The organism is Desulfoprunum benzoelyticum, assembly GCF_014201505.1.
Lineage (GTDB): Bacteria > Desulfobacterota > Desulfobulbia > Desulfobulbales > Desulfocapsaceae > Desulfoprunum > Desulfoprunum benzoelyticum.
Map to the genome: position 1 here is coordinate 39,194 of NZ_JACHEO010000022.1, position 11,499 is coordinate 50,692.

10 protein-coding genes are annotated in these 11,499 nt (G+C 64.7%); 4 read left to right on the top strand and 6 right to left on the bottom strand.

Annotated features, from left to right (window positions below; translation table 11 throughout):
* Window position 1 precedes the first annotated feature (1 nt).
* Genes HNQ81_RS14805 through HNQ81_RS14820 form a run of 4 tightly spaced genes read left to right on the top strand, consistent with a single transcriptional unit; the run spans window position 2 to window position 4,108 of the window.
* Window positions 2-700: a cysteine peptidase family C39 domain-containing protein gene (locus HNQ81_RS14805; protein WP_183352087.1), complete on the top strand. Its 699-nt coding sequence runs from the start codon at window positions 2-4 to the stop codon at window positions 698-700.
* On the top strand, window positions 700-2,184 hold the full coding sequence (locus HNQ81_RS14810; RefSeq protein ID WP_183352088.1) for a RimK family ATP-grasp domain-containing protein: 1,485 nt from the start codon (window positions 700-702) through the stop codon (window positions 2,182-2,184). The genes HNQ81_RS14805 and HNQ81_RS14810 overlap by 1 nt, the downstream gene beginning before the upstream one ends.
* Window positions 2,181-3,416: a carboxylate-amine ligase gene (locus HNQ81_RS14815; protein WP_183352089.1), complete on the top strand. Its 1,236-nt coding sequence runs from the start codon at window positions 2,181-2,183 to the stop codon at window positions 3,414-3,416. The genes HNQ81_RS14810 and HNQ81_RS14815 overlap by 4 nt, the downstream gene beginning before the upstream one ends.
* Window positions 3,413-4,108 carry an N-formylglutamate amidohydrolase gene (locus HNQ81_RS14820; protein WP_183352090.1) on the top strand — a complete coding sequence of 232 codons (696 nt, stop codon included), beginning with the start codon at window positions 3,413-3,415 and terminating at the stop codon, window positions 4,106-4,108. Before HNQ81_RS14815 ends, HNQ81_RS14820 begins: the two co-directional genes overlap by 4 nt.
* 108 nt (window positions 4,109-4,216) lie before the next feature.
* Here the strand turns inward: HNQ81_RS14820 and HNQ81_RS14825 are convergent, their stop codons facing one another.
* The 6 genes from HNQ81_RS14825 to HNQ81_RS14850 form a co-directional block, all read right to left on the bottom strand.
* The gene (locus tag HNQ81_RS14825) at window positions 4,217-5,356 is read right to left on the bottom strand and encodes a hypothetical protein (RefSeq protein WP_183352091.1); all 1,140 of its coding nucleotides are present in this window, start codon (window positions 5,354-5,356) and stop codon (window positions 4,217-4,219) included.
* Between the two features lie 410 nt (window positions 5,357-5,766).
* Complete coding sequence (locus tag HNQ81_RS14830) at window positions 5,767-6,687, bottom strand: electron transfer flavoprotein subunit alpha/FixB family protein (RefSeq protein ID WP_183352092.1); 921 nt, start codon at window positions 6,685-6,687, stop codon at window positions 5,767-5,769.
* 9 nt (window positions 6,688-6,696) lie between these two features.
* On the bottom strand, window positions 6,697-7,467 hold the full coding sequence (locus HNQ81_RS14835; RefSeq protein ID WP_183352093.1) for an electron transfer flavoprotein subunit beta/FixA family protein: 771 nt from the start codon (window positions 7,465-7,467) through the stop codon (window positions 6,697-6,699).
* Between the two features lie 258 nt (window positions 7,468-7,725).
* Complete coding sequence (locus HNQ81_RS14840) at window positions 7,726-9,711, bottom strand: heterodisulfide reductase-related iron-sulfur binding cluster (RefSeq protein ID WP_183352094.1); 1,986 nt, start codon at window positions 9,709-9,711, stop codon at window positions 7,726-7,728.
* Window positions 9,712-9,828: 117 nt separating this feature from the next.
* On the bottom strand, window positions 9,829-10,974 hold the full coding sequence (locus tag HNQ81_RS14845) for an acyl-CoA dehydrogenase (protein WP_183352095.1): 1,146 nt from the start codon (window positions 10,972-10,974) through the stop codon (window positions 9,829-9,831).
* Window positions 10,975-11,060: 86 nt separating this feature from the next.
* The coding region (locus HNQ81_RS14850; RefSeq protein WP_244960488.1) for a 3-hydroxyacyl-CoA dehydrogenase family protein at window positions 11,061-11,499 on the bottom strand (439 nt) is incomplete at its 5' end.

Genomic DNA, 11,499 nt, shown 5'->3' on the forward strand with positions numbered 1-11,499 from the left:
CATGGAACTGACGATCCTCCCCCAGCCCGACGACAATTCCTGCGGTCCGACCTCGCTGCACGCGGTCTACCGCTACTATGACCTCGAAGTCGAACTGGCACGGCTGATCACCGACATCCGGTCGCTCGAGACCGGCGGCACCCTCGCCGTCTACCTCGGCATCGACGCCCTGCGGCGCGGCATGGACGCCACCATCTACTCCTGGAACCTCAAGATGTTCGATCCGACCTGGGCCGGCCTCGAGCCGCCGGCCCTGATCGCCAAGCTCGAACGGCAGCAGGAGCACAAGAACAGGAAGCGCTTTCTCCAGGCCAGTCAGGCCTACATCACCTTCCTCCAGCAGGGCGGGCGGATCCTGTTCGACCCGTTGACCCCGGAACTGCTCAAGGGCATCCTGCAGCTGTCGATCCCGATCCTGACCGGTCTGTCCGCTACCTATCTCTACAATTCGATGCGGGAGGTCAGCCGCGGCAAGCGCTCTGTCTACAACGACATCAGCGGCGAACCGATGGGCCATTTCGTCGTCCTCACCGAATACGCGGCGGTCGATATGGTCCGGATCGCCGATCCCTACAGCGGCAACCCCTTGAGCGGCTCGCAGTACTATACCCTGCCGGTGCAGCGGCTGATCAACGCCATCCACCTCGGCAGCGTCACCTACGACGCCAACCTGCTGATCGTCCAGCCGGCGAGGCGATAATGGACAAGGTCATCGTCGTCGACAATCCCGAGACCTGGAAGATCAGGGGGGCGAACCTGGCGATCGTCTCCTCCCACGAGTACCTGACCAACCCCGACTGGGCCAAGGCCAGAAAACTGCGGGTCTTCAACCTCTGCCGCTCCTACAGCTACCAGTCGAAGGGCTACTATGTCTCGCTGCTGGCCGAGGCCCGCGGCCACAAGCCGATCCCGACGGTGCGCAACCTCCTCGATGTCCACAAGCCCTTCGTCATCAAGATGGTCTCGGAGGACATGGACAGCCTGATCCAGCGCCGCCTCAGGGACCTGCGCTCGGACGAGTTCGTCCTCAGCGTCTATTTCGGCCGCAACCTCGCCGAGAAGTACGACGACCTCAGCAACCTGTTCTACCGGATGTTCGGCGTGCCCTTCCTCCGGGTCCGATTCGTCCGCAGCACCAGCCGGCTGTGGCATATCAAGAGCGTCAGGACGATCTCGGCCAAGGATATCCCGGACAATCATTTCGAATTCGTGCTGCGCCGGGCCGAGGACTATTTCTCGCGGAAACGCTACGGCTCGGGGAAGGCGGGGACACATATCGGTCGCTACGCCATGGCGATCCTGTACCGCGACGATGATCCGGCCCCGCCCTCGGACTGGAAGGCGATCCAGAAGTTCGTCCGCTACGGCGAGAAGGCCGGCTTCAACGTCGACGTGATCTCGGCCAGGGATTACAGCCGGCTGCTGATGTACGATGCGCTGTTCATCCGCCAGAACACCCACGTCAACAACGAGACCTACCAGTTCGCCCACCAGGCCCAGCGTGAGGGGATCGCCCTGCTCGACTATCCCGAGTCGATCCTCAAGATCAACAACAAGGTCTATCTCGCCGAACTGCTGCAGTCGACCGGGGTGGCGACCCCGAAGACGATGATCGTCCACCGCCGCAACCGCCATCTCGTCGAGTCGGCGCTCAAGCTCCCCTGCGTACTGAAACTGCCCGACTCCACCTTCTCCTTCGGGGTCAAGAAGGCCGAGACCAGCGATGAACTGGAGGCGCTGGTCGAATCGATGCTGAAGAAATCGGAGCTGCTCATCGCCCAGGAATTCATCTTCACCGAATTCGACTGGCGGATCGGGATCCTCGATGGCGATCCGCTCTTCGCCTGCAAGTACCTGATGGCCCGGAACCACTGGCAGATCTACAACTGGGAGGCGGAGAAGGGCAGCGAGGTCTCCGGCGGCTTCGAGGGGGTGCGGCTGGCCGACGTTTCGCCGGCGATCCTGAAGATCGCGAAAAAGGCGGTGAAGCCGATCGGCCCCGGTCTCTACGGCGTCGATATCAAGACCGTCAAGGGCCGGCCGATCGTCATCGAGATCAACGAGAACCCGAATATCGACGAGGGCGTTGAGGATTTTGGAGAGGGCGATGTCGTCTACCGCCGGATCATCGACGCCTTCATGCGGCGGATCGTCGAACGCACCGGCGGGGGGACGGCGTTATGAACACGACGCCGGTCCTGTCTCTCTTCGCCGCTTTCGGCCTCGAGATCGAGTACATGGTCGTCGACCGCGACAGCCTCGACGTCCGGCCGGTCGTCGACCGGTTGTTCCAGGATTTTGCCGGCCACCAGGTGTCGGATGTCGACAATGGGGCGATCGCCTGGTCGAACGAACTGGCGGCCCATGTCCTCGAGCTCAAGACCAACGGCCCGACTGCCGACCTGCAGCGTGCCGCCGCCGATTTTCATCGCAATGTCGAGCTCATCAACGGTCTGCTCGCCCGTCACGGCGCGATGCTGCTGCCGGGCGGGGCCCATCCGTGGATGGACCCGGGGCGGGAGATGGTGCTGTGGCCCCACGATGCCCACGAGATCTACGACCTCTACAATACGATCTTCGACTGTCGCGGCCATGGCTGGGCCAACCTCCAGAGCGCCCACCTCAACCTGCCGTTTGCCGGCGATGATGAGTTTGCCCGGCTCCATACCGCCATCCGCCTGCTGCTGCCGCTGCTGCCGGCGCTGTCCGCCGCCTCGCCGATCTTCGACGGGGAGCCGACCGGGTGGCTCGATTCGCGGCTCGACGTCTACCTTCACAACCAGGACCGCCTGCCGGCCCTGACCGGGCGGTTGATCCCGGAGCCGGTCACCAGCGAGGCGGAGTACGAAGCGCGGATCTTCGCCCCGATCATGGCGGCGATTGCGCCCTTCGACCGGGAGGGGATCATGGACCGTTATTTCCTCAACGCCCGGGGGGCGATCGCCCGTTTCGACCGCGGGACGATCGAGATCAGGATCCTCGACACCCAGGAATGTCCGCTGGCCGACTGCAGCATCGCCCGGTTGCTGATCGAATGTCTGCGCTCCCTGGCAGCCGGGGAGTGGTCCGGTTCTCGCGCCCAGGGTGCAGTCGATACCGAGATGTTGCGCGACCTGTTTCTGCGGGTCATCCGTGCCGGCGGCGAGGCGGTGGTGGCGGATCGCCACTATCTGCGGCTGCTTGGCTTCGACGAGCGGCGGATGCCGGTGCAGGCGGTCTGGGACGGGCTGTTCGACCGCTGCGCCGGGAGGATCGATGGCGGCAGCCGGGCGGCCCTGGCGCTGATCCTGGAAAAGGGGTGTCTGGCGACGCGCATCCTCTGTGCCCTCGGCGGCGATACCGGCCGCGAGCGGCTGCGGGAGGTCTATCGCCGGCTGGCCCGGTCGCTGGCAACCAACACGCAGTTTGTGCCGTGAGACTGCTGCTCAGCTGTGAACATGCCTTCCCGGCGCTTCCCGAACCGTATGTTCAACTGCTGACCGGCGCCCGGCATCTGCTGCATTCCCACCGCAGTTACGATATCGGCGCCGCCCCGGTCTGCCGGGGGTTGGAGGGGCTGGCCGAGGCAGCGTTCTACGGCGAATGCAGCCGCCTGCTGATCGACCTCAACCGCTCCCTCCACCACCGGGGGGTGTTCTCCGATTTTTCGAAGCACCTGCCCCGGGCCGCCAGGGCGGAGGTTGTCGCCCGCTACTACACCCCGTTCCGCAACGCCGTCCTTGCCGCCGTCGAGGAGATCATCGCCAGGGATGGCGAGGTACTGCACCTCTCCGTTCACTCCTTCACCCCGGTCCTGCTCGGGGTGGTGCGCTCCAACGACATCGGCCTCCTCTACGATCCACGGCGGGAGGGGGAGGGGGATCTGGCCCGAAGATGGGCGGCAGCGATGCGGAGCCTCGACCCGCACCTGTCGCTGCGGATGAACCACCCCTATCGCGGCGTCGCCGACGGCCATCCCACTGCCCTGCGGCGGCGTTGCGGCGACAGGGGGTATCTCGGTCTCGAGCTGGAGATCAATCAGAACCTGGTGGTGGACGACCGCGGACGCTCGGCAGTCGTGGCGCTGCTGGCCGACGGGCTGAGGCGGTGCGGGATCGGCCGGGGCTGAGAAGGGGAGTGTTGTCGGCCGGCGCCGGTGGCAGGTCGGGGTGATGCCAACGGCGCCGGAGACTGGTTGACGAGGCGGAGATCCCGGACGTCGGGTTATTCGGGCCGATTACTTGTTTTTATTGCCCTTGCCATTATTCCCCTTGTTGCCCTTTTCATTGCCCTTTCCGTTGCCCTTTGCATGGCCTTTGTCAGGTTTGCCTTTCGGTGGTTTTGCGGCCTGGGGTGGTTTCCCCCCCTTGTGTGCCGGCGGTCCGGTCTGTCGGTATATTTTCTGGACCGGGGGCCCGGATTGGCGATAGACCTTCTGCGCCGGCGGGCTGATGACCTGGCGATGCTGCGGCCCTGCCGGCGCGACGACGTCGTAGTGTTGTCGCGACGATTTCGGCGGTTTAGCCCGAATGTTCCATTTCTTTTGTTTTTCCCAATACTTGTTTCGCTCCCAGCTTTGCCAGTTGCGTTCGACCTCGCGGTATGGGAGAGGTCGATACTCCCAGGAATAATCGCGCCAGCGGCGTTCCTTGTAAAAACGTCGCCACTCCCGGGGGATATCCCGGTAGAAGACCGGGACGTGCTGGTAGTGGACCCAGCCGGAACTGTAGCTCCGGGAGCGGTACCAGCGGTTCTCCCATGACCGCCACCACCAGCCGTCAAAGAAGTAGATGTCTATGTCGATACTGGGCACGGCGTAGACATAGGTCTCGGGAATGACCACCAGTTGCGGGGGTTGACGGAAGGTCACGGGCGGCGGCGCCGCGACGATGACATCGACATGCACCGATTCCGATCGCTGCAGGCCGTCGACGTACCAGGTGGTTTCCCGCTCCCAGTAGCGGTTTTCCTCCCAGTCCCGCCAGTTGCGCCTGACCTCCTGGTAAGGGATCGGGCGATGGTCCCAGCGGTAGTCTCGCCAGCGGCGTTCGTGGTACCAGCGCCGCCACTCCCGGGGGACGTCGCGGTAGAAGACCGGCTCGCTTTCGTAATACACCCAGCCCGAATCGTAGCTCCGGGAGCGGTACCAGCGATCCTCCCAGGTCCGCCACCACCAGCCTTCATAAAAGTAGATATCGACATCCATATCCGGGACGGCATAGACATAGGTCTCGGGAATGACGATCATCTGCGGCGGGGCGGCAAAGGCGACCTGCGGAGGGATGGAGATGCTGACATTGACGTCGACCCGCGCCGCCGCCGCCTGCGGCAGCATCAGGGCCAAGGTCAAAACAAGTAATCCGGCAATCCTGTTCATGGTGATACTCCTTTGGCAGTCATCTTGCGGATGATGAGGAAAAAGACATGCTCAACCGCCGTTGAGCATGTCCCCCCCTGTACTCAACCTCTGATCATTCTAAGCATTCGAGGCCGGGTTGTATAGAAAAAGTTGGCGCCGGCAGGGATCGTCCCGTGCTGGGTGAAGGGTGCTGTGCCGAGAGGATCCTGAGCGGAAACCGGTCCGGGAGTCGAAGAAACCGGGAAAAAAGAGGCGGGCCTGTCAGGCGGGAACCGGCAGGAGCGCATATCTCGCTCCGTCGCCGGATAGTGTTGAAGGTTGGAGACAGGGTGGAAGAGAAAGCCGCTATAGCCGGGGTAATGCCGTCGGCGGGGAGAAAATGGCGGGACGGCAGTGGTGCAGGGGGGTTGCCGTCCCGCCGCCCGGCCCTAGAGGGCCTGGAGTTTTTCGGTCAAAACCGGCAGCAGCTGCTTGAGATCGGCGACTGCGAAGACGTCGGCGACATCGCCGATCGGGGCGTCGCGATCGGTGTTGATCGCCACCACGAACTCGGACTTCTTCATCCCGGCGAGGTGCTGGACGGCGCCGGAGATGCCGCAGGCGACGTACAGCTTCGGCGCCACGGTCAGGCCGGTCGTGCCGACCTGGCGGTTGTGCTCGACCCACTGGGCGTCGACCACCGGCCGGCTGGCGCCGTATTCGCCGCCCAGGGCCTTGGCCAGATTGGCGACCAGCGGGATGTTGTCGGGTTTGCCGACCCCGCGGCCGGCGCTGACGATGACCTCCGACTTGGTCAGGTCGACGCCGCCATGTTCGGCGGCCTCGTAGCCGAGCAGCGCGACCCGGCCCTGGCCTTCGCCTGTGACCGCGATGACCTCGGGGCTGCCGGCGGCCGCCTCGGCCAGCGAGAAGGCCCCGGCCTGGAGGGTGGCGACCGTCACCGCCCCGGTGCCGGAGACGGTCCGGCGCAGCTTGGCGTTGCAGGCCGGCACGACCAGACGGCCGTCGTCCACCGCCACCACCTCCGACACCTGCGCCGCCTTGAGGCCGGCGGCCAGCCGCGGGGCGAGATCCCAGCCGTAGGAGCTGTGGCTGAGAACGATCATCTCCGGCTGCTCCTGGGCCACGACGTCGAGGAGCAGGCGCTTGTGGGCGTCGGGGTTGTATTCACCGAAGGTCGCGACATCGGCGAGGTAGAGCTTGCCGGCAAATTTCGGCAGCTCGGCGGCGCCGTCACCGACCAGGAACATCGCGCAATCGGCCCCGAACTGACCGGCGAAGGCCAGCAGCTCGGTGTAGCTTTCCAGTAATTTCTTTTGTCTGTATTCCGCCACCAACAGCATTTTCATATCAGCCTCCTATGCCAGTACGCTGGTCTTTTCTTTCAGGATCCGGATCAGCCGGTCGGCGACCTCGCCGACATCGCCCTCGAGGAACACGCCGCCGCCCTTCTTTTCCGGGAAGGTCAACTTCACCGTCTGCAGCAGGGCGTCGGCCGGACTCAGATCGGCGGCGGCCACGGCCAGCAGTTCCTTCTTCTTCGCCTTCATGATGTTGGGCAGGGTCGGGTAGCGCGGGGTGTTGAGACCGAGCTGGCAGGTCACCAGGGCCGGCAGGGTGGCCTCGACCGTGGCCTTGACCCCGCCCTCGAGTTCACGCTTGACGGTGATCTTGTCACCGGCCAGGGCGAAACCGACGATCGTGGTGACGGCCGGCAGGCCCAGCAGTTCGGCGGCCATGACCCCGACCTGGCCGCTGCCGCGATCCTGCGACTGCATGCCGGTGAAGATCAGGTCGAAGCCTTTGTCCCCGGCGAAGGCGGCGATCAGCGAGGCGATCTGATACGGGTCGCGGCGGTGGCTCTGGTCGTCGGCGATGTGGACGCCGCGGTCGCAGCCCATCGCCAGGGCCTTCTTCATCGTTTCCTTGACCTGCTCCGGGCCGATGCAGAGCACGGTCAGGTCGGCGCCGGTGGCCTCCTTGACCTGGACCGCCTGCTCGACCGCGAACTCGTCGTATTCGTTCATCCGCCAGGCCAGATCGGAGCGGTCGTACCACACCCCGTCGGCGTCGATCTTGAATTTCGATTCCATGTCCGGAACCTGTTTGATGCAAACCAGCAGTTTCATTGTGTTCCTCCACAAGAAAGATTTTTGTTTGTCAGCCTCTTGGTAATCAACATTCGAATCGGTATCTGATTGCCCTGTCATTCCGACAGGCGGTGTCCCGGGTCAGGTCGACAAGATTTCTCGCTTCGCTTCGAAATGACAGCGGGGGCGGGATCATGACCTTTGCCCTGGCGGGAACAACGAGATTTCTTGCTGGCGCACGAAATGACACAGGAAAGGGTTTCATTTCGACCAGCAGGAGAAATCCCGGCCGCCCGCTCAGGCCGGCAGGCGTTCCGCCAGGACCTCGGCGATATCGCGGGGCCGCAGACTCTCTTCGATCCCGGCGCCCTTGACCCCGTCCTCGAACATCGTCAGGCAGAAGGGGCAGTTGGCCAGCAGCAGAGAGGTGCCGGTGGCCGCCGCCTGCTGCACCCGGGCGACGTTGATCCGGCTGCCGAGTTTTTCCTCGGCGAGGATCCGGCCGCCGCCGGCGCCGCAGCAGAAGCCCTGGTCGCGGTTCTTTTCCATCTCGGCGATTCGGCCGCCGGCGGACTCGATCAGCTGCCGCGGTGCCCCATACAGGCCGTTGTGGCGGCCGAGGTAGCAGGAGTCGTGGTAGCTGCAGTCGAAGGAGGCGGCATCGATCTTGAGCCGGCCCTCGGCCACCAGTTGCGACAGGAAGACCGGATGCGGCTGAACCTCGATCGTCAGGCCGAGATCGCGATAATCCTTGGTCAGGGTGTTGTAGCAGTGCGGGCAGGTGGTGACGATCCGCCTGGCCCCGGAGGCCTCGATCGTGCCGATGTTTTCGCCCGCCATGGTCTGGTACAGGTACTCGTTGCCCATCTTCCGGGCCGGCTCGCCGCAGCACTTCTCGTCCTTGCCGAGGATGCCGACCTTGAGGCCGGCGGCCTGGCACAGCTTGACGAAGCTGCGGGCGACGGCGATGTTGCGCTTGTCGAAGCTGGCATAGCAGCCGACGAAGTAGAGGACGTCGAAGTCCCGGCTGCTGCCGGCGTCGACCAGCCCCAGGCCCTCGGCCCAGTCGCCGCGGGCGGCATAGCCCATCCCCAGCGGGTTGCCGTTGACCTCGATCTGCTCCATCGCCGTCATGACCTCGTCGCCGGGGAATTCCCCCTCCATCAGCACCAGGTTGCGGCGCAGTTCGACGATCTTGTCGACGTGCTCGATCGCCGCCGGGCAGATGTCCTGGCAGGCCCGGCAGGTCGTGCAGGACCAGATCGCGTCGCGGCCGACGGTCTCGATCAGGTCGGCATCGGGGGCGGTGAAGGCGGTCTCGCCGATCCGGTTGACGACCTGCATCGGCGACAGCGGCTTGTCGGTGTTGTAGGCCGGACAGCGATCCTGACAGCGCTTGCACAGGGTGCAGGCGTCGGCATCGAAGATGTCCTTCCAGCTCATGTCGGTGACGGTGCGGGCGCCGAACGATTCGGTGTTCTCGTTTTCGAGATCGATCGTCGCCAGTTTGCCGACCGGGCCGCGGTTGGCGAGGAAGAGGTTGGCGCTGGTGGTCAGGATGTGGCGGAACTTGGTGAAGGGGATCAGGCCGATGAACAGCACCGCCAGCAGCAGGTGGAACCACCACAGGCCGCGATGGAGGGCGAGCAGGGTCGATTCCCCCAGGCCGCCGACCAGTCCGGCCAGTCCCATCCCGACCGGCGACCAGGCCGCCAGCGGGTTGCCGGCCTCGGTGACCGCCATCCGCGCCCCCTCGATGAAGAACCCGGTGAGCAGGATCGCGAACAGCAGGCCGTGCATGATCAGGTCATCACGACTCGTCAGCAGTCCCGCCGGGCGTATGACCCAGCGCCGGATCAGCAGGGCGAAGAGCGTCACCAGGGCGGCGAGACCGGCGAGGTCGAGGACCAGGCTGAAGAGCTTGTAGAAGGCGCCCTTGAGGAAGACGACATCGAACAGCAGGTCGGTGAAGTCGGCCTGGATCACGATCAGGGCGGTGCCGACGAACAGCAGGGCGAAGCCCCAGAAGAACAGCGAGTGGGCCAGGCCCGGTCCCTTGACCCGCAGGACCCGGGTCTGGAGCAGCACGTCGCGCAGCATGGCGGCGGTGCGGGCCAGCGGCTGGTCGAAGCGATCCTTCGGTTTGCCGAGCTTATACGTTTCGGCCCGGCGCACAAAGCCATAGACGAGGGCGGCTATGGCGGCTATGGCCAGCAGGTACATCGGTACGAGGGTGGCGGCGCCGTGGCCGACGTTCCAGTAAATTTCGCGGGTGAATTCCATGGCGATCACAAAAAAAACGGGAGTGCCGAGCGACATCTCCCTGGGTCAGCGGGACGGCAGGGGCCGGCCTTGCGAGCCGGTCCCTGCCGATGGGCGGAAACGATCAGCGGACAGTCATCAGCGGGTCAGGGCCGCGCCGATAACGAGACGCTGGACCTCGCTGGTTCCCTCGTAGATCTCGGTGATCTTGGCGTCGCGCATCATGCGTTCGACCGGGAACTCACGGGTGTAGCCGTAGCCGCCGAACAGCTGCACGGCCTGGGTGGTGACCCGCATCGCCGTCTCGCTGGCGAACAGCTTGGCCATTGCCGATTCCTGCGAATAGGACAGGTGGGCGCTGGCCCGGTAGGCGGCGTTGTAGACCATCAGCCGGGCGGCCTGGACCTGGGTCGCCATGTCGGCGAGTTGGAACGACACACCCTGGAAGGCGGTGATCTTCTTGTTGAACTGCTCCCGCTGGGTGGTGTAGTTGATGGCGGCCTCGAGGGCACCCTGGGCGATGCCGAGGGCCTGGGAGGCGATGCCGATGCGGCCGCCGTCGAGGGTCTTCATCGCCACCTTGAAGCCGATCCCTTCCTCGCCGAGCATGTTTTCGTGGGGAACCCGGCAGTTCTCGAACACCAGCTCCATCGTCGGTGACGAGCGGATGCCCATCTTCTTCTCCTTCTTGCCGAACGAGAACCCCGGGGTTCCCTTCTCGACGATGAAGGCGCTGATGCCGTGGTGCTTCTGGGCCTCCTTGTCGGTCCGAGCGAGGACGACATAGGTGTCGGCGTCGCCGGCGTTGGTGATGAAGATCTTGGTGCCGTTGAGGATCCATTCGTCACCCTGGCGGACCGCGGTGGTCCTGGTGCCGCCGGCGTCGGACCCGGCCGAGGGCTCGGTCAGGCCGAAGGCGCCCAGGGCCGTGCCCTCGGCCAGCGGGACGAGGTACTTCTTCTTCTGCTCCTCGGTGCCGAACAGGTAGATCGGGTTGGAGCACAGGGACAGGTGGGCGGAAAGGGTGACGCCGGTCGAGCCGCAGACCCGCGACAGCTCCTCGACGGCGATGGCGTAGCTGATGTAGTCGGCGCCGGCGCCGCCGTATTCCTCGGGGAAGACGATGCCGGTGAGGCCGAGTTCGCCCAGACGGTCAAACATCAGGGCACGGTCGAAATGCTCCTGCTCGTCGCGCTCGGCGGCAGAGGGGGCGACCTCGGTCTCGGCGAATTGGCGTACCATGTCACGGAGCAGATTCTGTTCTTCAGTCAATTCAAATTTCATGGCAAAACTCCTGTCGGTTGGTATTCAGCCATGCCGCCGTCTGGCGGCATGGCGTTAGTCCTGTTGTCGCAGCTGCAGGATCGGGTTCACGCTTTCGGGGGGTACTCGTAAAAACCGCGGCCGCTTTTGCGGCCCAGCCACCCGGCCTCGACATATTGCCGGAGCAGCGGGCAGGGGCGGTACTTGGGATCGCCGAGGCCCTTGTGCAGGGTCTCCAGGATCGCCAGGCAGGTGTCGAGACCGATCAGGTCGGCCAGGGCCAGCGGCCCCATCGGGTGGTTCATCCCCAGTTTCATGACCGTATCGATCGCCTCGCAATCGCCGACGCTCTGGTACAGGCAGAAAATCGCCTCGTTGATCATCGGCAGCAGGATGCGGTTGGCGATGAAGCCCGGATAATCGCCGGCCTGGGCCGGGACCTTGCCCATCCTGACCGCCAGATCGACGGTGTCCCGGTAGGTCTCGTCCGAGGTCGGCAGGGCACGGATGACCTCGACCAGCTTCATCACCGGCACCGGGTTCATG

What these genes read in the sequence shown, in the direction of transcription:
- HNQ81_RS14815 (WP_183352089.1), top strand. Translation starts at nt 2,181, where the DNA reads ATGAACACGACGCCGGTCCTGTCTCTCTTCGCCGCTTTCGGCCTCGAG.
- HNQ81_RS14810 (WP_183352088.1), top strand. Translation starts at nt 700, where the DNA reads ATGGACAAGGTCATCGTCGTCGACAATCCCGAGACCTGGAAGATCAGG.
- HNQ81_RS14825 (WP_183352091.1), bottom strand. Translation starts at nt 5,356, where the DNA reads ATGAACAGGATTGCCGGATTACTTGTTTTGACCTTGGCCCTGATGCTG.
- HNQ81_RS14835 (WP_183352093.1), bottom strand. Translation starts at nt 7,467, where the DNA reads ATGAAACTGCTGGTTTGCATCAAACAGGTTCCGGACATGGAATCGAAA.
- HNQ81_RS14840 (WP_183352094.1), bottom strand. Translation starts at nt 9,711, where the DNA reads ATGGAATTCACCCGCGAAATTTACTGGAACGTCGGCCACGGCGCCGCC.
- HNQ81_RS14830 (WP_183352092.1), bottom strand. Translation starts at nt 6,687, where the DNA reads ATGAAAATGCTGTTGGTGGCGGAATACAGACAAAAGAAATTACTGGAA.
- HNQ81_RS14805 (WP_183352087.1), top strand. Translation starts at nt 2, where the DNA reads ATGGAACTGACGATCCTCCCCCAGCCCGACGACAATTCCTGCGGTCCG.
- HNQ81_RS14845 (WP_183352095.1), bottom strand. Translation starts at nt 10,974, where the DNA reads ATGAAATTTGAATTGACTGAAGAACAGAATCTGCTCCGTGACATGGTA.